Source organism: Streptomyces sp. NPDC057939 (assembly GCF_042887545.1).
Lineage (GTDB): Bacteria > Actinomycetota > Actinomycetes > Streptomycetales > Streptomycetaceae > Streptomyces.
This window is the reverse complement of record NZ_JBHVPG010000006.1, coordinates 24,590-46,664: the sequence shown is the minus strand read 5'-3', so window position 1 is coordinate 46,664 and position 22,075 is coordinate 24,590. Positions and strand designations below refer to the sequence as shown.

Annotated in this window: 20 protein-coding genes; 9 read left to right on the top strand and 11 right to left on the bottom strand. The window is 73.6% G+C overall.

What is annotated here, in order from left to right; all coding sequences use genetic code 11:
- Window positions 1-89 precede the first annotated feature (89 nt).
- From ACFVS6_RS09365 to ACFVS6_RS09350, 4 genes are all read left to right on the top strand, one after another.
- On the top strand, window positions 90-794 hold the full coding sequence (locus ACFVS6_RS09365) for a succinate dehydrogenase (protein WP_389702144.1): 705 nt from the start codon (window positions 90-92) through the stop codon (window positions 792-794).
- 2 nt (window positions 795-796) lie between these two features.
- Window positions 797-2,827: a fumarate reductase/succinate dehydrogenase flavoprotein subunit gene (locus tag ACFVS6_RS09360; RefSeq protein ID WP_389702142.1), complete on the top strand. Its 2,031-nt coding sequence runs from the start codon at window positions 797-799 to the stop codon at window positions 2,825-2,827.
- Entirely contained in the window at window positions 2,824-3,564 is a 741-nt protein-coding gene (locus ACFVS6_RS09355; protein ID WP_389702140.1) for a succinate dehydrogenase/fumarate reductase iron-sulfur subunit, read from the top strand. The genes ACFVS6_RS09360 and ACFVS6_RS09355 overlap by 4 nt, the downstream gene beginning before the upstream one ends.
- 223 nt (window positions 3,565-3,787) lie before the next feature.
- On the top strand, window positions 3,788-4,438 hold the full coding sequence (locus tag ACFVS6_RS09350; RefSeq protein WP_389702138.1) for a hypothetical protein: 651 nt from the start codon (window positions 3,788-3,790) through the stop codon (window positions 4,436-4,438).
- Window positions 4,439-4,505: 67 nt separating this feature from the next.
- Here ACFVS6_RS09350 and ACFVS6_RS09345 read toward each other — a convergent pair whose 3' ends face one another.
- Both ACFVS6_RS09345 and ACFVS6_RS09340 read right to left on the bottom strand, forming a co-directional pair.
- Complete coding sequence (locus ACFVS6_RS09345) at window positions 4,506-6,911, bottom strand: ABC transporter (RefSeq protein ID WP_389702136.1); 2,406 nt, start codon at window positions 6,909-6,911, stop codon at window positions 4,506-4,508.
- A 10-nt stretch (window positions 6,912-6,921) separates the two neighbouring features.
- The gene (locus ACFVS6_RS09340) at window positions 6,922-7,911 is read right to left on the bottom strand and encodes an LLM class flavin-dependent oxidoreductase (RefSeq protein WP_389702134.1); all 990 of its coding nucleotides are present in this window, start codon (window positions 7,909-7,911) and stop codon (window positions 6,922-6,924) included.
- Window positions 7,912-8,021: 110 nt separating this feature from the next.
- On the opposite strand from ACFVS6_RS09340, the gene ACFVS6_RS09335 reads away from it, so the two are divergent.
- A complete protein-coding gene (locus tag ACFVS6_RS09335) occupies window positions 8,022-8,516 on the top strand; it encodes a hypothetical protein (RefSeq protein ID WP_389702132.1) in 495 nt (164 codons plus the stop codon).
- Window positions 8,517-8,553: 37 nt separating this feature from the next.
- Here the strand turns inward: ACFVS6_RS09335 and ACFVS6_RS09330 are convergent, their stop codons facing one another.
- Window positions 8,554-8,769, bottom strand: coding sequence for a dodecin (locus ACFVS6_RS09330; RefSeq protein ID WP_389702131.1), 216 nt, complete (start codon window positions 8,767-8,769; stop codon window positions 8,554-8,556).
- Between the two features lie 161 nt (window positions 8,770-8,930).
- Between ACFVS6_RS09330 and ACFVS6_RS09325 the strand changes: the two genes are divergently transcribed.
- From ACFVS6_RS09325 to ACFVS6_RS09315, 3 genes are all read left to right on the top strand, one after another.
- A complete protein-coding gene (locus ACFVS6_RS09325; protein WP_389702129.1) occupies window positions 8,931-10,193 on the top strand; it encodes an extracellular solute-binding protein in 1,263 nt (420 codons plus the stop codon).
- A 219-nt stretch (window positions 10,194-10,412) separates the two neighbouring features.
- Complete coding sequence (locus ACFVS6_RS09320; RefSeq protein ID WP_389702127.1) at window positions 10,413-11,189, top strand: GNAT family N-acetyltransferase; 777 nt, start codon at window positions 10,413-10,415, stop codon at window positions 11,187-11,189.
- The gene (locus ACFVS6_RS09315; protein WP_389702125.1) at window positions 11,186-12,295 is read left to right on the top strand and encodes a 1-acyl-sn-glycerol-3-phosphate acyltransferase; all 1,110 of its coding nucleotides are present in this window, start codon (window positions 11,186-11,188) and stop codon (window positions 12,293-12,295) included. The genes ACFVS6_RS09320 and ACFVS6_RS09315 overlap by 4 nt, the downstream gene beginning before the upstream one ends.
- Here the strand turns inward: ACFVS6_RS09315 and egtD are convergent.
- From egtD to egtA, 4 genes are read right to left on the bottom strand one after another with little or no spacing between them, the layout of a single operon-like run.
- Complete coding sequence (egtD, locus tag ACFVS6_RS09310) at window positions 12,178-13,152, bottom strand: L-histidine N(alpha)-methyltransferase (protein WP_389702123.1); 975 nt, start codon at window positions 13,150-13,152, stop codon at window positions 12,178-12,180. The genes ACFVS6_RS09315 and egtD overlap by 118 nt on opposite strands.
- The gene (egtC, locus tag ACFVS6_RS09305) at window positions 13,149-13,907 is read right to left on the bottom strand and encodes an ergothioneine biosynthesis protein EgtC (protein WP_389702121.1); all 759 of its coding nucleotides are present in this window, start codon (window positions 13,905-13,907) and stop codon (window positions 13,149-13,151) included. Before egtC ends, egtD begins: the two co-directional genes overlap by 4 nt.
- Window positions 13,907-15,232, bottom strand: coding sequence for an ergothioneine biosynthesis protein EgtB (egtB, locus tag ACFVS6_RS09300; RefSeq protein ID WP_389702119.1), 1,326 nt, complete (start codon window positions 15,230-15,232; stop codon window positions 13,907-13,909). Before egtB ends, egtC begins: the two co-directional genes overlap by 1 nt.
- Window positions 15,229-16,569 carry an ergothioneine biosynthesis glutamate--cysteine ligase EgtA gene (egtA, locus tag ACFVS6_RS09295; protein WP_389702117.1) on the bottom strand — a complete coding sequence of 447 codons (1,341 nt, stop codon included), beginning with the start codon at window positions 16,567-16,569 and terminating at the stop codon, window positions 15,229-15,231. Before egtA ends, egtB begins: the two co-directional genes overlap by 4 nt.
- A gap of 107 nt (window positions 16,570-16,676) precedes the next feature.
- Between egtA and ACFVS6_RS09290 the strand changes: the two genes are divergently transcribed.
- Window positions 16,677-17,513, top strand: coding sequence for a TIGR02452 family protein (locus tag ACFVS6_RS09290; protein ID WP_389702116.1), 837 nt, complete (start codon window positions 16,677-16,679; stop codon window positions 17,511-17,513).
- Between the two features lie 107 nt (window positions 17,514-17,620).
- Here ACFVS6_RS09290 and ACFVS6_RS09285 read toward each other — a convergent pair whose 3' ends face one another.
- The 4 genes from ACFVS6_RS09285 to ACFVS6_RS09270 all read right to left on the bottom strand — a co-directional run bounded on the left by ACFVS6_RS09285 (window position 17,621) and on the right by ACFVS6_RS09270 (window position 21,864).
- Window positions 17,621-18,085 (bottom strand): type II toxin-antitoxin system PemK/MazF family toxin, encoded by a 465-nt coding sequence (locus ACFVS6_RS09285; RefSeq protein ID WP_389702114.1) that lies wholly within the window; start codon window positions 18,083-18,085, stop codon window positions 17,621-17,623.
- Between the two features lie 199 nt (window positions 18,086-18,284).
- A complete protein-coding gene (locus ACFVS6_RS09280) occupies window positions 18,285-19,709 on the bottom strand; it encodes an amidase (RefSeq protein WP_389702492.1) in 1,425 nt (474 codons plus the stop codon).
- Window positions 19,710-19,802: 93 nt separating this feature from the next.
- The gene (locus ACFVS6_RS09275; protein WP_389702113.1) at window positions 19,803-20,498 is read right to left on the bottom strand and encodes an alpha/beta fold hydrolase; all 696 of its coding nucleotides are present in this window, start codon (window positions 20,496-20,498) and stop codon (window positions 19,803-19,805) included.
- Window positions 20,499-20,577: 79 nt separating this feature from the next.
- Window positions 20,578-21,864 (bottom strand): MFS transporter, encoded by a 1,287-nt coding sequence (locus ACFVS6_RS09270; protein ID WP_389702111.1) that lies wholly within the window; start codon window positions 21,862-21,864, stop codon window positions 20,578-20,580.
- Window positions 21,865-22,075: the final 211 nt, after the last annotated feature.

The window sequence follows — 22,075 nt, the reverse complement described above, 5'->3', positions numbered from 1 at the left end:
AGACTAGCCCCGTCCATAGGCATTGCCTATCGCGATCAGCTCCACCATGTCTTGGACCTTTCAGGACTTAAGTCCTTACCGTCGACGTCATGGCTCTGGCAACGCGGACGGATCGACGGCCGTCCATCACGCGCACGCTCTGGGACTCCACCGTCGGCAAGAAGTCCGTGATGGCGGCATCGGGCCTGATCATGCTCGGCTACCTCGTCGTGCACATGCTCGGCAACCTCAAGATCTTCTTCGGGGCGGACGAGTTCAACGGGTACGCCCACTGGCTGCGCACCCTCGGGTCCCCCTTCCTGCACCACGAGTGGGCCCTGTGGATCGTCCGCGTCGTGCTCGTCGCCGCGGTCGTCGCCCACGCCGTCTGCGCCTACCAGCTCAGCCGACGCGACATCAAGGCGCGCCCGGTGAAGTACGCCCACAAGCGGCGCAGGGCGAGCTACGCCACCCGCACCATGCGCTGGGGCGGCGTGATCCTGGCCCTCTTCATCGTCTGGCACCTCCTCGACCTGACCACGCTCACGGTCAACGAGCGTGCCTGGGCCGGCCACCCGTACGAGAACGTGCTCGCCACCTTCTCCACCTGGTACGGCAACACGATCTACCTCGTCGCGATGGCCGCGCTCGGACTGCACGTCCGCCACGGCTTCTGGAGCGCCGCCCAGACCCTCGGCGCCGGCAACGCCCGGCGCGACCGGACCCTGAAGTTCCTGGCCAACGGCCTGGCCCTCGTCCTCTTCGCGGGCTTCGTGTCCGTCCCCGTCGCCGTCATGACCGGAGTGGTGAGCTGACCATGAGCGCACACGAGACCCCCGCGCAGACCGGGCCCCACGACCCCCACGCCCACCACGACCACCACGGCTCCGACGACCCCCACACGTCGTACGCGGACTACACCACCGGTGAGCCGATCGCCGACGCCAAGGCCCCCGAGGGTCCCATCGCCGAGCGCTGGGACCGGCGCCGCTTCGAGGCCAAGCTGGTCAACCCGGCGAACCGGCGCAAGCACCGGATCATCGTCGTCGGCACCGGACTGGCCGGCGGCGCGGCCGGCGCGACCCTCGCCGAGCAGGGTTACCACGTCGTCCAGTTCTGCTTCTCCGACTCCCCGCGCCGCGCGCACTCCATCGCCGCGCAGGGCGGGATCAACGCCGCGAAGAACTACCGCAACGACGGCGACTCCGTACACCGCCTCTTCTACGACACCGTCAAGGGCGGCGACTTCCGGGCCCGCGAGTCCAACGTGCACCGCCTCGCGCAGATCTCCGTCGAGATCATCGACCAGTGCGTGGCGCAGGGCGTTCCCTTCGCCCGCGAGTACGGTGGCCTCCTCGACACCCGCTCCTTCGGCGGCGTCCAGGTGTCCCGCACCTTCTACGCCCGCGGCCAGACCGGCCAGCAACTGCTGCTCGGCGCCTACCAGGCCCTGTCCCGGCAGATCGCCGCGGGCAACGTGGAGATGCACGCCCGCACCGAGATGCTGGACCTGATCACCGTGGACGGCGTCGCCCGCGGCATCGTGGCCCGCGACCTGATCACCGGGAAGGTCTCCACGCACTACGCGGACGCGGTGGTCCTGGCGAGCGGCGGCTACGGCAACGTCTTCTACCTGTCCACCAACGCCATGAACTCCAATGCGACGGCCATCTGGCGGGCGCACCGGCGCGGCGCCCACTTCGCCAACCCCTGCTTCACCCAGATCCACCCCACCTGCATCCCGCGCACCGGCGATCACCAGTCGAAGCTCACGCTGATGAGCGAGTCCCTGCGCAACGACGGCCGGATCTGGGTCCCCAAGGCCCACGGCGACACCCGTCCGGCCGCCGAGATCCCCGAGGCGGAGCGCGACTACTACCTGGAGCGGATCTACCCCTCCTTCGGCAACCTCGTCCCCCGCGACATCGCCTCCCGCGCCGCGAAGAACGTCTGCGACGAGGGCCGTGGCGTCGGACCGGGCGGCCAGGGCGTCTACCTGGACTTCGCCGACGCCATCCGCCGCATGGGCAAGGACAAGGTGGCGGAGAAGTACGGCAACCTCTTCGAGATGTACGAGCGGATCACGGCGGAGGACCCGTACGAGGTCCCCATGCGGATCTACCCGGCGGTCCACTACACGATGGGAGGCCTGTGGGTCGACTACGACCTCCAGACGACCGTCCCGGGCCTGTTCGCGATCGGCGAGGCCAACTTCTCCGACCACGGCGCCAACCGCCTCGGCGCCTCCGCCCTCATGCAGGGCCTCGGTGACGGCTACTTCGTGCTGCCGTCCACCATCAACGACTACCTGGCCCGTCACCCCCACCACGACGAGGTCGACGACGCCCATCCGGAGGCCGCCGCCGCGGTCCGCGAGACCCGTGACTGCCTCGCCAAGCTGCTCGCCGTCGACGGGGACCGCACTCCCGACTCCTTCCACCGCGAGATCGGTGAACTCATGTGGGAGTACTGCGGGATGGCGCGCACCGAGGAGGGACTGCGCAAGGCCCTCGCCCGGATCCCCGAGATCCGGGAGGAGTTCTGGCGACGCATCAAGGTCCCCGGCAGCGGCGAGGAGTTCAACCAGTCGCTGGAGAAGGCCAACCGGGTCGTCGACTACCTGGAGCTCGCCGAGCTGATGTGCCTCGACGCCCTCCACCGCGCCGAGTCCTGCGGCGGTCACTTCCGCGTCGAGTCCCAGACCCCGGACGGTGAAGCGGCGCGCCGCGACGAGGAGTTCGGCTACGCGGCCGCCTGGGAGTACCGGGGCACCGGAGCCGCACCCGTCCTGCACAAGGAAGACCTCGTCTTCGAGTACGTCCACCCCACACAGCGGAGCTACGCATGAAGCTCACCTTGCGCGTCTGGCGCCAGCGCAACGCCGGCGCCCCCGGCGCCATGGCCTCCTACGAGGTCGACGGCATCTCGAAGGACATGTCCTTCCTGGAGATGCTCGACACCCTCAACGAGGAACTCATCCTGCGCGGCGAGGACCCGGTCGCCTTCGACCACGACTGCCGCGAGGGCATCTGCGGCGCGTGCAGCCTCGTCATCAACGGCGACGCCCACGGCCCGGAGCGCACCACCACCTGCCAGCTCCACATGCGGTCCTTCGCCGACGGCGACACCATCGACGTCGAGCCGTGGCGGGCCTCCGCCTTCCCCGTGGTCAAGGACCTCGTCGTCGACCGCAGCGCCTTCGACCGGATCATCCAGGCCGGCGGGTACGTCACCGCGCCGACGGGTTCGGCCCCCGAGGCGCACGCCACCGCCGTGCCCAAGCCCGACGCCGACTTCGCCTTCGAGCACGCCGAGTGCATCGGCTGCGGAGCCTGCGTGGCGGCCTGCCCCAACGGGTCGGCGATGCTGTTCACCTCCGCCAAGGTCAACCACCTCAACGTGCTCCCGCAGGGCTCGCCCGAGCGCGAGACCCGGGTGCTGGACATGGTGGCCCGGATGGACGACGAGGGGTTCGGCGGGTGCACCCTGACCGGCGAGTGCGCCACGGCCTGCCCCAAGGGCATCCCGCTGCCGTCGATCGCCGCGATGAACAAGGAGTGGCTCCGCGCGGTCCGCAAGACCTGACCGCGCCTCCTGCCACCGGTCCGGGCCGAGTCGGTCCGGGCCGAGCCGAGCCAGGCCGGTCCGGGCCCCGCCGGGCCCCGCCGCCTCCCTCCCGCCCCCGTACGAGCGTCCGGACCCCCGTTCTGGGCCGATCGGCCGAGTCGATCGCCCGACCGGGCGCTCGTACGGGCCGTACGTCGCGCCGCGCCGCGGCCGGGCCGGGCAGGTCGGCGACAGTGGCCCCATGCCAGAAGCCCCCGCCGGGTCCGGCCCGCGCCGCCGCACCGTACTGGCCGCCGCCCTGGCCCCCCTCGCGGTGGCCGGTTGCTCAGGGCGGGAGGAACCGGTCCCGCCGGCTCCCGGCCCGCCCACCTCCGCGAAGGACGCCCTCGTGATGGTGATCCGGCACGCGGAGAAGCCGTACGCCGGGGACACCGGTGAGGACGACGAGGGCAACGAGGACCCCGGCTTCCTCGCGGTCCGCGGCCGGCGCCGCGCCGAGGAACTGCCCCGCCTCTTCGCACCTGCCCGCAGGGCCTCCCTGCCCCGCCCCGCCGCCCTGTTCGCGACGGGCGGTCCGGCGACCGCGCCCGCCCGCTGCCGGCAGACCCTGGAACCGCTGGCCGCCGCCCTGAGGACACCCGTACGTTCCCCGTTCGCGCTCGGCGCGGAAGAGCAACTGGCGCGGGCGGCGCTGGCCGCCCCGATGCCGGTGCTCATCTGCTGGGAGCACACCGGACTGCCCGCCCTGATCCGCGCCCTCGGCGCGCAGCACGTCATCGGTGTCCCCGCGACCTGGCCCGACCGCTACGACCTGGTCTGGGCGTTCACCCGCAGCCGCGGCGCCTGGTCCTTCCGCGAGCACCCGCAGCACCTGCTGCCGGGCGACGTGTAGGGCGCGCCCCGGGTCGTCCCCTTCGGATCCCGGGCGGCGCGAGCCGACAGGATCCGAGAGGGACGGCCTATCGGCCCAGGGCGCGGGCCAGGTAGGGGGCCGTCCGACCGGCGGGGCAGTCGGCCACCTCCGACGGGGTGCCCGCGGCGACGATCCGGCCGCCCTCCGTACCACCGCCGGGTCCCAGGTCGACGACCCAGTCGGAGCCCGCCACCACCTCCATGTCGTGTTCCACGACCACGACCGAGTGCCCGGCGTCCACGAGCCCGTGCAACTGCCGCAACAGCACCCGCACATCGGCCGGATGCAGTCCCGTCGTCGGCTCGTCCAACAGGTAGAGCGTGTGGTCGCGGCGCAGCCGCTGGAGTTCCGTGGCCAGTTTGATGCGCTGCGCCTCCCCGCCCGACAGTTCCGTCGCGGGCTGTCCCAGCCGCAGGTATCCCAGCCCGATGTCCTCCAGGGCGCGCAGGGCGCGCGCCGCGGCCGGCACCTCCGCGAAGAAGACGCCCGCCGACTCCACCGTCAGGCCCAGCACCTCGGCGATGTTCAGACCGTCGTGACGGACTTCCAGGGTCTCGGAGTTGTAGCGCGCGCCGGCGCACTCCGGGCACGGGGCGTACGTGCTGGGAAGGAACAGCAGCTCCACCGATACGAAGCCCTCGCCCTGGCAGTTCTCGCAACGACCGCCCGCCACGTTGAAGGAGAACCGCCCCGCCTTCCAGCCCCGCGCCCGCGCCACGGGAGCGGCGGTGAACAGCTTGCGCACCACGTCGAACAGGCCGGTGTACGTGGCCAGGTTGGACCGCGGCGTGCGTCCGATCGGCTTCTGGTCCACCTCCACCAGCCGCCGGACCGGGAAGTCCGGATCCGTCAGCCGCCCGGCCACGTGCTCGGCCAGCGCCCGGCCGACCAGCGTGGACTTCCCCGAACCGGACACCCCCGTCACCGCGGTGAGGACGCCGAGCGGGAACTCCGCGTCCACACCGCGGAGGTTGTGCCGGTCGACACCCGTCAGCCGCACGGTCCCGGTCGCCGCGCGCACCGGCCGGGCCCCGGCGGCCTCCCGGTCCGCGAACAGGTGCCGTGCCGTCGCCGATCCGGCCACGCCGGCCAGTTCCCGCGGCGGGCCGCTGTACAGCACCTGCCCGCCGTGTTCACCGGCGAGCGGGCCGACGTCCACCAGCCAGTCCGCGTGCCGCACCACGTCGAGGCTGTGCTCCACGACGAAGACGGTGTTCCCGGCGGCCTTGAGCCGGTCCAGCACGGTGAGCAGCGCCTCGGTGTCGGCCGGGTGCAGCCCCGCCGACGGCTCGTCCAGCACGTACACCACCCCGAACAGTCCCGACCGCAGTTGGGTCGCGAGCCGCAGTCGTTGGAGCTCGCCCGCCGACATCGAGGGCGCCGTCCGGTCCAGGCTCAGGTAACCGAGGCCGAGTTCGGTGATGGGCCCGATGCGGGAGCGCAGGTCCTCGGCGAGCACCCGGGCCGCCTCGTCCCGCAGGTCGGCGCCGGCCAGTACGCCGTCCAGCTCGGTCAGCGCCAGCGCGGCCAGTTCCGCGATCGTACGGCCCGCGAAGGTCACCGCCAGGGCCTCGGGCCGCAGTCGCCGGCCCGCGCACACCGGGCACGGCGCATCGGTGAGGAACTTCTCGGCGCGGGCCCGCAGGGTGGCGCTCTTCGTGTCGGAGAAGGTCCGCATCACATAGCGGTGCGCGCTCATGTACGTTCCCTGGTACGGGCGTTGGATCCGATCGGCGTCCCGCACCGGGTGCACCGTGACCACCGGCTGTTCCTCGGTGAACAGGATCCACTCGCGGTCCTCCGCCGACAGCTCCCGCCAGGGCGCGTCCACGTCGTACCCGAGCGCGTCCAGGATGTCCCGCAGGTTCTTGCCCTGCCACGCCCCGGGCCACGCGGCGACGGCCCCCTGACGGATCGACAGGCGGTCATCGGGTACGAGGAGTTCCGCGCTGGTGCGGTGGATCCGGCCGAGCCCGTGGCAGGAAGGACAGGCCCCGGCGGCGGTGTTGGGGGAGAAGGAGTCGGAGTCGAGTCGCTCCGCGCCCGGCGGATAGGTGCCGGCCCGCGAGTACAGCATCCGCAGGGAGTTCGACAGCAGGGTCACCGTCCCCACCGAGGAACGCGAGCCGGGAGAGGAACGCCGCTGCTCCAGCGAGACGGCGGGCGGCAGCCCGGTCACGGAGTCCACCTTCGGGGCGCCGATCTGGTGGATCAGCCGTCTCGCGTACGGGGCCACGGACTCGAAGTACCGGCGCTGCGCCTCCGCGTACAGGGTGCCGAAGGCCAGTGAGCTCTTCCCGGAGCCCGAGACGCCGGTGAAGACGGTCAGGGTGTCGCGCGGGATGTCCACGTCGACCCCGCGCAGGTTGTGCTCGCGGGCGCCCCGCACCCGCACGCAGGGGTCGGGGGCGTCCGGCGTCGTACGGGTGTCGGGATCGGGGGAGTGGTGCATTCGCCCCAGTTTAGAGGCCCGCGATCCGGGCCAGCCTCCCGAAGGAGTCCAGCAGGGCGGTCCGGTCGTGGGTGGAGGTCGTGACCAGCAGCTCGTCGGCGCCGGTGGTCTCGGCGACCCGGGCCAGCTCGGCGGCGACCTGCTCCTCCGTCCCGGCGATGTGCCCGGCCAGGGCGCCCTCGTACAGCTCCCGCTCCTTCGGGGTCATCTCCAGCGCCTCCACCTCCTCGGCGGGCCGCAGCGGAGGGAAGCTGCCGCGGGTGCGCGAGTGGGCCACGGCCCACGCCTCCGGGAGCAGGATCCGCCGCGCGGCCTCCTCGGTGGCCGCGACCGCGACCGTCCCGGAGACCACGACGTACGGCTCGTCGGCGAGGGCGGACGGCCGGAACTCCGCGCGGTAGCGCTCGACGGTCTCCACGAGCCGGTCACGGCCGCGCAGGTCGCCCGCCACCATCGGCAGCCCGGCCCGGGCCGCGATGCCGGCGCCCTCACCGGTGGCCAGCACGAAGGGCGGGATCCGCAGCCCCTCGGCCGGCCGGGCGTGCACCTCGGGGTGGGCCCGCTGGGTGCCGTCGATCCAGCCCAGCAGCTCGGCCAGCTGCTCCTCGAAGCGGTCGGCGTCGGCGGTGTCGCGGCCCAGGGCCCGACGGATCCCGTTGGTGAAGCCGACGGAACGGCCGAGGCCCATGTCGATCCGGCCCGGGAAGAGGGCCTCCAGGACCCCGAACTGCTCGGCGACCACCATCGGCTGGTGGTTGGGCAGCATGACCCCGCCGGTGCCGACCCGGATGCGACGGGTCGAGGCGGCCACGGCGGCCGCCAGGACGGTCGGCGCGGAGCCGGCCACCCCGGGCACGCTGTGGTGCTCGGACACCCAGAACCGGTGGTAGCCGAGCCGCTCCGCCGCGCGGGCCAGCTCCACGGTGTCGCGCAGGGCCTCGGGGGCGGGGTGCCCCTCGCGGGTGCGGGACCGGTCGAGTATCGAGATTCTTCGGATCACACAGGTCTCAACACCGTGCGACGGCCAGGATTCCCCGGCCCCGGGATCGCCCGGCCGCCGCCACCGACGAGGGCGTCCGTCGTGTCGGAGGGGCGGCTTAGGCTGCGGCCATGACCGAGAACGCGTCCCACCGCCCGCTTGCCGTCTTCGACCTCGACAACACCCTTGCCGACACCGCGCACCGGCAGCACTTCCTGGAGGGCCGGCCCCGGAACTGGAACGGGTTCTTCGGCGCGGCCCAGGCCGATCCGCCGCTCGCGCGGGGGGTTTCGCTGGCCGTGGAGAGCGCGACCGACTGCGAGGTGGTGTACCTGACCGGCCGCCCGGAGCGCTGCCGGGCCGACACCGTCGCCTGGCTCGCCCGGCACGGGCTGCCCGAGGGCCGGTTGTGGATGCGCGGGAACCAGGACCGTCGCCCGGCCCGGGTGACCAAGCTGGAGGTGCTCAAGCGGATCGCGCGCGGCCGTGAGGTGCGCATGCTGGTCGACGACGACGAGCTGGTCTGTCAGGCGGCGCGCGCGGCGGGCTTCCGGGTCGTCCTCGCGAACTGGGCGGCGGACGCGCCGGAGCTGAAGGCCGCGCAGGAGGGCGAGGGCCGTACCTGAACGGGTCCGCGCGTCCGCCGTGACCGGTGCGCGGGGCTCACTCCTCCTCGTCGAGGCGGAAGCCGACCTTCAGGCCGACCTGGTAGTGCGCCACCTCGCCGTTCTCGATGTGTCCGCGCATCTGCGTGACCTCGAACCAGTCGAGGTTGCGCAGGGTGCGGCCCGCGCGCGAAACGCCGTTCCGGATGGCCTGATCGATGCCCTCGGTGGAGGTGCCGACGATCTCGGTCACCCGGTACGTGTGGTTGGACATGGGTTCTCCCACCAGTCGTCGTGTTGCCTTGTTCCAAGGTGCCCCAGTAAGTGCTGGTCCGCGAACTTTGCGTGAACAATCCCGGGCGAAAGGCTCTTGACCCACCCATTGGTCTATGCCAATTTCAAGCCATCTGAGATCAATCTCCAGAAGGTGACCCCTTGAAGATGCGCTTCCTTGCCGTGTGCACCGCCCTCGCGGCCGCGACCGCCCTGACCGGATGCAGCCTGGTGGGCGGATCGGCCGAAGGGTCCGAGAAGGTGACCCTCTGGCTGATGAAGGGCAGCGCCTCGGAGGACTTCATCGCCAACTTCACCGCCGACTTCGAGAAGGGCCATCCGGGCATCGACCTGGAGGTGAAGATCCAGGAATGGACCGGGATCGGCGACAAGGTGAACGCCGTGCTCGCCGGCAAGGGCAAGGAGAGCGCCGACGTCATCGAGGTCGGCAACACCCAGGTCGCCCAGTACGTCGAGACCGGCGGCCTCTCCGAGCTGACCCTGGAAGGCCTGCGCGAATGGGGCAGCAAGGACTGGCTCAAGGGCCTCTCCGACCCGGGCAGCGTCAACGGCGCCCAGTACGGGGTCCCCTGGTACGCCGCGAACCGGGTGGTGATCTACAACAAGGACCTCTTCGCGAACGCCGGGGTCAAGGCCACCCCCAAGAACCGTCAGGAGTGGATCTCGGCCACCCAGAAGCTCGACAAGGGCGACCAGCAGGGCATCTACCTCGCCGGTCAGAACTGGTACGTCCTCGCCGGGTTCATCTGGGACGAGGGCGGCGAGCTCGCCGTCGAGACCAGCGGCCAGTGGGTCGGCGCCCTCGACGACGACAAGGCCCTCGCCGGGATGGACTTCTACAAGCAGCTCCAAGCGCTCGGCGACGGCCCCAAGGACGCGGACGAGGAGACGCCCCCCCAGGCCGACGTCTTCGCCCGCGGTCAGGTCGCCCAGATCATCGGGCCGCCCGGCCAGGCCGCCCAGATCGAAGCCGCCAACCCGGCGCTCAAGGGCAAGCTCGGCTTCTTCCCGATACCCGGCAAGACCTCCGAGAAGGCCGGCGCGGTCTTCACCGGCGGCTCCGACCTGATCATCCCCGAGCGGACGGGGAACCGCGCCCGCGCCGTGGACCTGATCACCGCCCTGGTCAGCGAGAAGTGGCAGACCGAACTCGCCCGCAGCATGAGCTACGTACCGAACAAGACCACCCTCGCGCACGTCGTCGAGGGCAACGACGGCGCCGCCAACATGGCTCCGGGCGCCGCCCAGGGCAGGGCCACCCCCAAGTCGGCCCGGTGGGCCGAGATCGAGGCCAAGAACCCGATCAAGCCGTACATGACGGCCGTGCTGGGCGGCCAGGACCCCAAGGAGGCGGCCAAGGTCGCCTCCGACACGATCAGTCAGGTGCTCAGCTCCGACCGCTGAGCACGCCGGGCGCGCCGGGCGCTGGGCGCCCGGCTGAGCACCGCCGGGCGTCGCAGCTGAGCGCCGGGTGCGCCGAGTGCGCCGAGTGCGCCGAGTTCAGCGTCCGCACATCCGGGGGCCGCTGAGCGGTCATGTCGAATCCAGCCGGTCACGGAAGAAGTAGAGGAGCCGGGTCCGCCCCCTGCGGCCCGGCACCCCGTGCCCGGATCAGGAGCAGCCATGACCATCGCCCCCCTGTCCCCGTCCCCCCTCGCACCCACCGTCGGCGCCCCCCGCTACACCGTTCGCCTCGCCCGCGACGAGGACGAGGTCCGCGCCGCCCAGCGGCTGCGCCACCTCGTCTTCGCGGGGGAGCTCGGTGCCCGCCTGGACGGGCCCGAGCCGGGCCTGGACTCCGACGCCTTCGACGCCTACTGCGACCACCTCCTCGTCCTCGACGAGGAGACCGAGGAGGTCGTCGGCACCTACCGGATGCTGCCCCCCGAACGCGCCGCCGTAGCGGGTCGCCTCTACTCCGAAGGCGAGTTCGACCTCTCGGCCCTCGCCCCGATCCGCCCCGACCTGGTCGAGGTCGGCCGCTCCTGCGTCCACCCCGACCACCGCAACGGCGCCGTCATCGCCCTCGTCTGGGCCGGCCTCGCCCGCTACATGGACCGCGCCGGCCACAACTGGCTCGCCGGCTGCTGCTCGGTCCCGCTCGCCGACGGCGGGGTGCTGGCCGCCGCGACCCGGGAGACCGTCCTCGCACGCAACCTCGCCCCCGAGGAGTACCGCGTCACCCCGCACCTGCCGTGGACCCCCGACGGCATCACCGCCCCCGGCCGGATGGAACTGCCGCCGCTGCTCCGCGGCTACCTCCGCCTCGGCGCCTGGGTCTGCGGCGAGCCGGCCCTCGACACCAACTTCGGCTGCGCCGACCTGTACGTCCTGCTCTCCCTGCGCCGGACCAACCCGCGCTACCTGAACCACTTCCTCTCGCTCGCCCCGGGCGCATGAGCGCCTGGCTGCCCACCGGGCCCTGCACCCCCGCCGCCTGCGCCGCCCACACCGGGCCGGTCGCGGGCGTGCCGCGCGCGGTCCTGCGGCTGGCCGCCGCCCTCGCCCTGATGCTGCTCGCCGTCCTGACCGCCCCGCCGGTACGACTGCTGCCCGCCGCCTCCCGACACGCCCTGGTCCGGGCCTGGGCGACGCTCCTGCTCCGGTCCCTGGGCGTACGGATCACCGTGCACGGGGCCCCCGGGCCGGACGGGGGCCGTCTGATCGTCGCCAACCACATCTCCTGGCTCGACATCCCGCTCGTCGCCGCCGTCCTGCCCTGCCGGATGCTCGCCAAGAGCGACATCCGCGGCTGGCCGGTGATCGGCGGGCTCGCCGCCCGGGGCGGCACCCTGTTCATCGAACGCGACCGGATCCGGGCCCTGCCCGCCACCGTCGACACCCTCACCCGGGTCCTGCTGGGCGGGGCCCGGGTCACCGTCTTCCCCGAGGGGTCCACCTGGTGCGGCCGCGCCCAGGGCCCGTTCCGGCGGGCCGCCTTCCAGTCGGCGCTGGACGCGCGGGTTCCCGTACAGCCCGTACGGATCGGGTACCGGCTGCCGGACGGGGCGCTCGCCGGGGCTCCCGCGTTCGTCGGGGACGACCCGCTGACCGCCTCCCTGTGGCGGATCGTTCGGGCCCGCGGGGTGCGGGCCGAGGTGTGGCTGCTGCCGCGGATCCCGCCGGGCCGGTACGCCGACCGCCGGGACCTCGCGGCCGCCGCCCGTCGGGCCGTGCTCGCGGAGGCGGAACGGCCGACGCGCGAGCCCGTCCTCCGCCACGCACCGGCCCTGCGGGGCGCGGAGGCGCGGCGGCCGGCCCCGGTGCCGCTCCCGCAGGGCCCAACCGCGTCGGCGGGCGCCGGGCCGGTGCGGCCGCGGCTGCCCGGGATCCCCGTACAGCCGCGGCCGTCCCACCGCTCACCCGGCCGCCCGCCCCACGGGACGGATCAGCCCGCGATGCCGTCCGCCACCGACAGGGACAGTGCGAACCGTCCCTCCGCGTCCGTCCACCACTGTGTCAACTCAAGCCCGGCCGCGGAGAGTTCCTTGCGCAGCCCCTCCTGACGGAACTTCGCCGACACCTCCGTCAGGATCTCCTCGCCCTCCTCGAACGGCACCACCAGGTCCAGGGCCCGGATCTTCACCGTCACCGCCGACCGGGCGCGCAGCCGCATCTCGATCCACTCCTGCTCCCGGTTCCACACCGCCACGTGCGCGAAGTCGGCGGTGTGGAAGTCCGCGCCCAGCTCCCGGTCGATCACGGCCAGGACGTTCTTGTTGAACTCCGCGGTCACCCCCCGGGCGTCGTCGTAGGCCGCGACCAGCGTGGCCTCGTCCTTCACCAGGTCCGTCCCCATCAGCAGCGCGTCCCCGGGCGACAGCATCGCCCGTACGGACGCCAGGAAACCGGCGCGCTCCGCAGGCCGCAGGTTCCCGATCGTCCCCCCGAGGAACACCACCAGCCGCGGGCCCTGCGCCCGCGGCAGCCGCAGGGGCCGCGTGAAGTCCGCCAGCAGCGCGTGCACCCGCAGCCCAGGGTGTTCCGCCATCAGGGAATCGGCCGCCCCGATCAGCGCGCTCTCGCTCACGTCCACCGGTACGTACGTCTCCAGCGCGGGCATCGCCTCGATCAGGTGCCGGGTCTTCTCGGAGGAACCGGAACCCAGCTCCACCAGCGTGCGCGCCCCGCTGGCCGAGGCGATCTCCTGGGCCCGCTCCAGCAGGATCTCCCGCTCCGCGCGCGTCGGGTAGTACTCGGGCAGGCGGGTGATCTCCTCGAACAGCTCACTGCCCCGGGCGTCGTAGAACCACTTGGGCGGCAGTTCCTTGGGGGAGGCGGTCAGCCCCCGCTGGACGTCGGTGCGCAGCGCCGACTCGGCGGCGTGCTCGTCGAGGGTCCGGGTCAACTGGAAGTCGCTCACGGGGTGGTCTCCTTGAGTGGGGTCAGGGCGACCCTCGTGCGGGTGGCGGTCAGCAGGGTCCGGTCGGGCACTTCGCACCACCGGGGATCGTCGTCGTACGGCTCGGACGCCACGACGGTGCGGCCGCCCGGCGGATCGGACAGGTACCAGAGGGAGTCGCCCCAGGCCGTCGCCGCGATGGTCGTACCGTCGGTCAGCAGCAGGTTCAGTCGGGAGCCCGGCGCCGCGCAGGACACCTCACGGACCGCCTCTGCGAGGGCCGTGCCCGGGTCGTCGCCCTGCCGCAGCCGGTGCAGGACCAGCGCCCACAGCAGCGCCGAGTCGGTGCGCGCGGCCAGCTGGAGCAGTTCCCGGGGCGGCAGCCCCGCGGCCAACGCGGCCACGGAGTCCGGATGGTCCCGGACGGCGCCGTTGTGACTGAACAGCCAGGGACCCGAGGCGAACGGGGCCGCCGCGGCCTCCCCGTCCGCACCCGCGAGCGTCGCGTCGCGGACGGCGGCCAGCACCGCGCCGCTGCGCACGACGCGGGTCAGGTCGGCGAAGGTCAGGTCGCCCCAGACGGGCCCGGCCCGTCGGTAGCGCGCCGGCACGGGATCGCCCGGCGCGTACCAGCCGACGCCGAACCCGTCGGCGTTGACCGTGCCGTACCGCTGCCGACGCGGCTCCCACGACTGCCGTACGAGGGAGTGCTCCGGCTCGTCGAGTATCCGCCCCAGGGGCACCTCCGGCCCCAGATAGGCGAGATGGCGGCACATCAGACGTCCCTCGCGGTCCGGAAGCCGGAGAAGATCTGTCGGCGCACCGGCAGGTCCCAGTTGCGGAAGGTGCCCCGGCAGGCGACCGCGTCGACGGCGAAGGATCCTCCGCGCAGCACCTTGTGCTCGGGGCCGAAGAACACCTCCGAGTACTCCCGGTAGGGGAAGGCGCTGAAGCCCGGGTACGGCAGGAAGTCCGAGGAGGTCCACTCCCACACGTCGCCGATCAACTGGCGCACCCCGAGCGGGGATTCACCGGCCGGGTAGGAGCCGGCCGGGGCCGGGCGGAGGTGGCGCTGGCCCAGGTTGGCGTGTGCGGGCGTCGGATCCGCGTCCCCCCACGGATAGCGGCGGGACCGCCCGGTGGCCGGGTCGTGCCGGGCGGCCTTCTCCCACTCGGCCTCGGTGGGCAGTCGGCGCCCCGCCCAGCGGGCGTAGGCGTCCGCCTCGTACCAGCTGACGTGCAGAACCGGTTCGTCGCCGGGAACGGGCTCGGTCACCCCGAACCGGCGGCGCAGCCACTGCTCCCCCTCCCGCCGCCAGAACAGCGGGGCCCCGATGTCGTGCGAGCGGATCTGCTCCCAGCCCTCGGGGGCCCACCAGCGGGACTCCCGGTAGCCGCCGTCCGCGATGAAGGCCTGGTACGCGGCGTTGGTCACCGGCGCCGTGTCGATCAGGAAGGCCGACGCGTCGCGGACGTGCGCGGGGCGTTCGTTGTCCAGCGACCAGGGCTCGGTGGAGGTCCCCATGGTGAACGGGCCCGCCGGTACGAGGACTTCGGCCGCGACCGGGGGCGGGCCGTGCGGGGCGTCCGGCTCCGGGGCGGTCAGCACCGGGGCGCCCGCTCTGAGTTGATGGGTGATCAACATGGTCTCGTCGTGCTGCTGTTCGTGCTGGGCGATCATCCCGAAGACGTATCCGTCGGCCAGCAGCCCGGTGCCCTCGAAGGGGACGTGCTCCAGCAGGTCGAAGACGCGCCCGCGCACCTCGGCCGCGTACCGGCGGGCCTCGTCCGGACCGAGCAGCGGCAGTTTCGGTCGTTCGGAGCGGGGGTGCTCGAAGGCGTCGTACAGCGGGTCGATCTCCGGACGCAGGGACTCGCGCCCGGCCGCGTTGCGCAGCAGCCAGAGTTCCTCCATGTTCCCGATGTGCGCCAGGTCCCACACGAGCGGCGACATCAGGGGCGAGTGCTGGGCGGTCAGGTCCCGGTCGTCCACGGGGTCGGTCAGCGCGGCGGTACGCGACCGCGCGGCGGTCAGGGCGGCCACGGCGCGCTCGCGCAGGGCCTCGGGGTCGGCGCTCCGGTGCGGGCTGTCGATGCTCATGTGCGGTGTCCCTTCCCGGCGGGCTGCCACAGGTCGTCCTCCTCGGCCTCGTCGGCCGGGCAGCGGCCGCGCAGGACGTAGCGTTCGGTGAAGGCCCCGACCGTGTCGCGCACGTGGGTGCTCGCGCCGAGGCGCGGCAGCGCCTCGCGGGCCGCCAGGAAGCACGCGGAGGCGGCCCACCGCAGGTCGGGGTCGGCGAGCCCCTCACGGGCGGCGGTCCGCCACAGGGGGTTGCGCGGGGCGGCCCGGCCGCCGTAGGCGTCGGCCAGCGACTTGGCCACCCGGTACGCCGTCTCGGCCGCCTCCGGGTCGTCGAAGAGCGCGTGCACGACGGCCGCCGGCACCAACCAGCCGTCGTCGCCGGGCTGCGCGTCGATCATCCTCAGCTCCAGGTGGCCGCGCGGCCGGACCGGCGGGAAGAGGGTGCTGAGGTGGTACTCCAGGTCCTGCGCGGTCGGCGGTCGCAACCCGCCGGGACCACTGCCGCGGCGTGCGTCGGTGGGGACGTCGCCGCGCAGCCAGTCCCGGAAGGTCAGCGCGCCGGGCACCTGCCACGGCCCGTCGTCCGCGGACCGTACGCACATCACCCCGGTGTCCAGGGCGTGCCGGGTCCAACCGGCCCGGGGCTCGGCGTCCAGGGGCGGGGCCAGGGAGCGCCGGGTGTCGATGTCGTGCCAGATGCCCTGCCGGGCGCACCGCCAGCCCCGGTACGGGCCCTCGCGCGCGGGAGAGTTGGCGAAGGCGGCGACCAGTACCGCGCCCAGCAGGTGGGCCAGCCGCCAGCGGCGGCCGTACCCGAGAGGTCCGGGCTCCTCGTGGCCGGCGTCCACGCAGACCTGGACGGAGGCGGAGGAGCACATCATGGCGCGGCCGGCCGGGCCGGTGCGGTCGAAGTAGGTTTCCATCGCGTCGTAGCGCGGGCTGTGCAGCAGCCGCCGCAGGGGGCGGCGCGGGTCCTGACCGAGGCCCCGCAGGACCAGCCCCGAGGCGTCCAGGGCGGCGCGTACGGCGGTGAGGTCTTCCTGGAGGTCGTCCACGCAGTCGGTGAGGGAGGCGGCGGGCTCCGAGCTGAGTTCCAGCTGCCCGCCGGGCTCGACCGTGACCCGCGAGTGGAGGGACAGGGCGTGTGCGGCCTCGTGGGCGGCGGCCAGTCGGTCGGGCGGCACCGGCAGCCACGGCCGTTCGGCGTCCAGCACGAGCCATTCCAGCTCGGCGCCGATGAGGCGGGGCGGGCCGGTCTTGAAACATATGCCGTGCACCAGCTCCTCGGCGGTGGCCTCGGTGAGGGGGGCGTGGTCGAAGTCCTGGGCGAACGGATCGGGCGGGATTTCCGGCATCACCGTTTCCTCGTCTCCTGTCGTCGGCCTTGATGTCACCCGTGCCTACCCGTCCTCGGGACACAAATTCCTTTGCTTTGCCCCGGGCGGCGCCCGAAGCTTGCGGCGTGAGCAGTAGATTGCGCGAGATCGCGCGGGAGAACGCGCTGATCGTGGCGGCCGGTGCGTACCGGACGCGGTCCGGGCGGCAGGTTTCCCTCGCCGCCGCCGTGGCGGAAGCCAAAGCAGGAACCACGATATACGGCCCAAACCGGGTCATTCCAGACGAAGGACCCGTCGGTGGGGGAGCCCGCACCGTCATCGAGGTCACGGGGGAGAGCAGTACGGTCGCCGCCCGCCGCCTCGCCACCGGGGGCGCGCGAGTCGCCCCGGTGGCGGTCCTGAACTTCGCCTCGGCCCGCAATCCCGGGGGCGGCTACGTACGCGGGGCCAAGGCGCAGGAGGAAGCACTGTGCCGCGCCTCGGCGCTCCACGAGACCCTGTTGGAGGCGCCGGAGTACTACGAGGTCCACCGCGCGGCCGAGAGCACCTTCTACACCGACCGGGTGATTCACTCGCCCGGTGTCCCCGTGTTCCGCGACGACCGGGGCGGCCTGCTGGAGACGCCCTTCCGGGCGGGCTTCCTCACCTCCCCGGCCCCCAACGCCGGCACGATCCGCCGACAGGAACCGGAACGCGCCGCCGAGATCCCGGCCGCGCTCGCCCGGCGGGCGGAGCTGGTCCTGGAGGTCGCCGCGCTGCACGGATACCGGGGCCTGGTCCTCGGCGCCTGGGGCTGCGGGGTCTTCCGGAACGACCCGGCCCAGGTCGCGGAGGCCTTCCGGGCCCTGCTCGCCGGACGCTTCGCCGGGACGTTCGAGCACGTCGTGTTCGGAGTGCTCGACCGGGACCCCGCGCCCCGCGAAGCCTTCGCCCGCGCCTTCGCGACGCCGCCGACGCACTGACCCGGGAGGCGCGGGCCCGGGGGACGCGCGTCTCCCGGGCCCGCCACGGCCCCGAGCGCCCCGCGTCCCCCGGGCCCGCCACCGACCCCCGTGCGCGAGGGGTGCCGTCACTGCCAGCCGTAGCGCTCCCGCAGCCGCTCCACGACCAGCTCGAACCGGCCCCGGTCCAGCGCGCACGCCTCGCGCCGCATCCCCGACTCGTGCACCCGCAGCACCCGGTCCAGGTCCACCCAGGAATCGCGCCCCGCGGAGTCCCAGGGCCCCGAGCCGATCGGCACCCACTCCCGGTCGGCGTCGTGCCGCTTGCTGGACAGCTGGACGGCGAGCAGGGTCCGCCCGCCCGCCTCCCGGGCGACGACCAGGACGGGGCGGTCCTTGCCCCGGCCGTCGTTCTCCTCGTAGGGAACCCAGGTCCACACGATCTCCCCCGGGTCCGGATCCCCGTCCCGGTCGGGCGCGTACTCGGTGCGCACCGGCCCCGTTGCGCGCGGATCCGCCTCCGTGGTGGCGGTGACCCCGTCCCGCCCGGGCTGCTCGACGTGACTGTTGCCGTGATGCGAAAGTGCCGTCATTCGGGCGAGATTACTGGCCCCGGCGGCCCGCCCGGGCGCGCGCCCCGCACCGTACCCGGTCCGTGCCCGACCGGATCCGCCCGGTCACCGGGACGCGGGGCGGGGCCCCACCGCACCCGGGCGAGGCGGAGTCGCCCTCCCCGTCCCCCCAACGGGCGACGGCCCGACCCGGGGAGGGCGCCCGGGTCCCGGACCCGGCTCAGAGGGTCGGCCAGTGCGCCGACCAGTCCTCCGCCGCCTCCAACTGCGCGGCCAGGGAGAGCAACCGCGGTTCCGCGTCCGCCGGACCCAGCAACTGGGCCCCGATCGGCAGCCCGTCCGGGGTGAAGCCCGCCGGGACGCTCACCCCGGGCCAGCCCAGCACGTTCCACGTCCAGGCGTACGGGCAGGCGGCGATCATCGCCCGGTCCGTGGCCATGGCCCCCATGCCGGCCAGGGCGCCGATCCGCAGCGGGGGAGCGGCGGTGGTCGGCGTCAGCACCACGTCGAAGCGGCCGAAGATCTCCCCGACCCGGCGGCGCAGCGCCACCTCGGCCCACCGGGAGAACCGCAGCACGGGCCCGCCCAGCAGCCGCCCCGTGCGCACCGCCTCGTGCGTACGCGGATCCAGCAGCGCGGGATCGGGCACCCGGGCCGCCAGCTCCCGTACGCCCACCGTCGCGCGGGGCACGAACGTCAACCCGATGAGGCCGTAGCGGGGGTCCTCGGGGACCACCTCGTGGCCCAGCTCCTCCAGCCGTCCGGCCAGCCGCTCCACCGCCGAACGCACCACCGGGTCAAGTGACTTGGGCGTCGCGGTGAAGGCCGTCCCGTAGGACAGGGCGATCCGCAGCCGCCCCGGCGCCCGCAGTGCGGCCTGCGCCGCGGGGATGCGCGCGGGCCGGTGCAGATCGCCCGGATCGGAGCCGCTCGCCGCGTCCAACAGCAGCGCGGCGTCCGCGACCGTACGGGCCAGCACGCCGTTGACGGTGAGCCCGTGGAAGGACTCGGGCGCGGGCCAGGTGGAGATCCGCCCGCGCTGGGGCTTCACCCCCACCAAATGGGTCCAGGCCGCCGGGATCCGTACCGAACCCGCCCCGTCCGAACCGAGCGCGGCGGGCACCAGGCCCGCGGCCACGGCCGCCGCGGAGCCGCCCGAGGAGCCGCCGGGCGTGTGGAGCGGGTTCCACGGGTTGCGCGTCGCGCCGAAGGCGTGGCCCTCGGTGAACGGCCACTGGCCCAGCTCCGGCGTCTGCGTCTTGCCGACGATCACCGCCCCCGCCGCGCGCAGCCGCCGGACGGCCTCGCTGTCGGCGCGCTGCGCGGGGAAGTCCCCGGCGCAGCCGAAGGCGGTCGGTTCGCCCGCCACGTCCATGTCGTCCTTGACCGCCACCGGAACGCCCAGCAGCGGCAGCCGCTCCCCCCGGGCGAGGCGCCGGTCCGCGGCCTCCGCCTCGGCGAGCGCCGCTTCGGCGCGCACGATCCGGAAGGCGTTGAGCGAGGGCTGCGCGGCGGCGATCCGGGCCAGACACCCCTCGGTCAACTCCCTTGACGTGACGGTGCCTTCGATGAGCGCCACCGTCATGTCCCGCAGTCCCGGGGCGAGCCCGGTCCCGGGCGGCCGCGACGTTCCGGGCGACCCCACCACATCCAACGAACCTGCCACCGGACCTCCCCCTACCCGTCAGTAGCAAGACGGTAGCGGGCCGGACGCCCGGCCGGACAGCCCCGGGCGCGCCTATATCCAGCCCTCCAGCGAGGCCATGAACCCCTCGAAGTCGTCGCGGTGGATGGTGTGTCCGGCCCCGGCGACCGAACGGACCTCGAAGCCGCGTTCCGCCAGCAGCGCGGCCCGCTCCGGCGGGATCAGGAAACTGGGGTCGGCGAGCTGCACGAGGGAGGGCACCGCCGGGGCGGCCGGCAGCAGGTCCCGGCCGAGGAGCGGGGCGAGGCCCAGTGCGGTGGCCTCGTCCCACACGGCCAGGGTCGCCGCCTCGACGTCCACGTCCGCCTCCTCCCAGCGCGGGTTCATCGCCCGGATCCGCTCCCTGGGCGCCGACTTGAATCCGGCGAGCACCTCGGGGCCGAAGCCCGGTTCGGGGCTCGCCAGGTGCCACGCCGGGTCCGAGTACACCGCGCGGCGCGGCTCCAGGCGGTCCACGGCGAGCGCCAGGGTCAGGCCGCCGAGCGAGTGGCCGATGGCCAGTTCCGCGCCGCGGGGGAGCGTCTCGACGACGTCGTCCGCGAAGAGTTCGGGGCCGTACGGACCGCGTCCGCTGGCGCCGTGGCCGCGCAGGTCGACGGCGATGACGCGGTATCCCCGGTCGGCGAGGGCGGGTCCGACCCGGCGCCAGGTGCGGTGGTCGGCCATGATGCCGTGGATGAGGACGGCGAGGCGGTCGCCCTCGCCCCAGGTGTGGGTGTGCAGTCGCACGGTGGTGCCCTTCGACGTGGTGACGGGAAGTCGGTGACGGGGTGACGGGTGGCGCGGGAGGCCGGGGGAGCGGTCGGGGTCAGCGGACGCCGCGGATCGGCCGTACGGCCAGGGCCCCCGCGACGGCCAGCACCGCCGCGACGACGAACAGCGCCGTGTACCCGCCGGTCAGCGAGACGACGACCGAGGCGACGAAGGGCGCCACGATCTGCGGCCCCGCGTTGGCGATGTTGAGCACGCCCATGTCACGGGCGGCGTCCTCCGCCTTGGGCAGGACCATCGTGACGAGCGCCGTGTCCACCGCCATGTAGCAGCCGAACGCGAGCCCGTTGACCACGGCGAACACCAACATCGCCGACCAGCTCGCCGACACGGCCGGGATCACCAGGGCGACCGCCGACAGCGCCGCGGAGGCCCCGACGAACAGCTTGCGCCGGTCGAAGCGGTCCGACAGGTAGCCGCCCAGGACGGTGGAGACGACCATCGCGACGCTCGTCACGGGCATGAGCACCGCCACCGCCGCCCCCGGCTCCAGCCCGTCCGGCAGCACGGTGTGGTCCTGGAGGATGTACAGCTGGTACCCGCTCACCGCGAAGTAGCCGAGCACCAGCAGGGCCCGCCCGATGAACGCCCACCGGAAGTCGTGGTCGCGCAACGCACCGGCGAACGCGGCCAGTTGGCTCCGGACGGGCATCGGGGCACGCGCGGGGAGCCGCTGCTCGCGGCCGCACGCGGTGAACAGGACGGCGGCCGCCGCCACCATCGCGCCGAACACCAGGTAGCCGGTGCGGTGGTCGTCGGAGTAGGCCGCGCCCACCAGCGCGCCGAGGGTGGATCCGAAGGGCAGCCCGAGGCCGACGGCCGCCGAGGCCTTGCCGCGGGCGGTCGTCGGCACCCGGTCGGGCACGACCGAGGTGATCGCCGCCTGGTAGACGTTCATGACGGCCTGGCCGAGGCACCAGGCGATGGTGATGAGCAGGATCGTGTCGGCGAGACCGAGCAGGTACATCGCGGGCACGGCGGCGAGCCCGCCTCCCAGGATCCACGGATCGCGCCGCCCGCTGCGGTCCGAGAGGGCGCCCGCGACCGGGTTGAAGACCGTCGCGAAGATGGCGGAGACCCCCGCGATCAGGCCGAAGTTGGCGACCTTGTTCGCCGGATCGACCTGTTCGACCTGGAGCGCGAGCAGGATGCCGGCTACGCCGATGTAGAGCGCGTACATCGCGGTGTTGCCGAGGAGCAGCAGCGGGAGCAGACCGCGGCCGGGCGGCGGCGCGGTCCCGGGGCGGGGTGGCGCGTCGGAGGCGGAGGCGGCGGCTCCGGGAGCGGTGGGGGCGGCGCCGGAGTCGGGGGAGGAAAGGGCCACGGTGCCCTCCTGGGCAGGGGATCCGATACGAGGTGAGGGGTGCGCGCCGCCCCGTCGCGACGGCGGGGGTGCGACGGAGCACGACGGGACGGCGGCACGGTCGGACACGTGCGACGCCGTGCTCCCGGGGGGAGCGCGACGGGTGGGTTACACGTGTCAATGAATCGTGTAACCACTGTGTAGCATCCGTTTCAGGCCATCCGCCAGCCCC

Bases quoted from the DNA above. Each gene is read 5' to 3' on its own strand.
- ACFVS6_RS09365 (WP_389702144.1), top strand. From the start codon at position 90: ATGGCTCTGGCAACGCGGACGGATCGACGGCCGTCCATCACGCGCACG.
- ACFVS6_RS09360 (WP_389702142.1), top strand. From the start codon at position 797: ATGAGCGCACACGAGACCCCCGCGCAGACCGGGCCCCACGACCCCCAC.
- ACFVS6_RS09355 (WP_389702140.1), top strand. From the start codon at position 2,824: ATGAAGCTCACCTTGCGCGTCTGGCGCCAGCGCAACGCCGGCGCCCCC.
- ACFVS6_RS09350 (WP_389702138.1), top strand. From the start codon at position 3,788: ATGCCAGAAGCCCCCGCCGGGTCCGGCCCGCGCCGCCGCACCGTACTG.
- ACFVS6_RS09345 (WP_389702136.1), bottom strand. From the start codon at position 6,911: ATGCACCACTCCCCCGATCCCGACACCCGTACGACGCCGGACGCCCCC.
- ACFVS6_RS09335 (WP_389702132.1), top strand. From the start codon at position 8,022: ATGACCGAGAACGCGTCCCACCGCCCGCTTGCCGTCTTCGACCTCGAC.
- ACFVS6_RS09330 (WP_389702131.1), bottom strand. From the start codon at position 8,769: ATGTCCAACCACACGTACCGGGTGACCGAGATCGTCGGCACCTCCACC.
- ACFVS6_RS09320 (WP_389702127.1), top strand. From the start codon at position 10,413: ATGACCATCGCCCCCCTGTCCCCGTCCCCCCTCGCACCCACCGTCGGC.
- ACFVS6_RS09315 (WP_389702125.1), top strand. From the start codon at position 11,186: ATGAGCGCCTGGCTGCCCACCGGGCCCTGCACCCCCGCCGCCTGCGCC.
- egtC (WP_389702121.1), bottom strand. From the start codon at position 13,907: ATGTGCCGCCATCTCGCCTATCTGGGGCCGGAGGTGCCCCTGGGGCGG.
- egtB (WP_389702119.1), bottom strand. From the start codon at position 15,232: ATGAGCATCGACAGCCCGCACCGGAGCGCCGACCCCGAGGCCCTGCGC.
- egtA (WP_389702117.1), bottom strand. From the start codon at position 16,569: ATGCCGGAAATCCCGCCCGATCCGTTCGCCCAGGACTTCGACCACGCC.
- ACFVS6_RS09285 (WP_389702114.1), bottom strand. From the start codon at position 18,085: ATGACGGCACTTTCGCATCACGGCAACAGTCACGTCGAGCAGCCCGGG.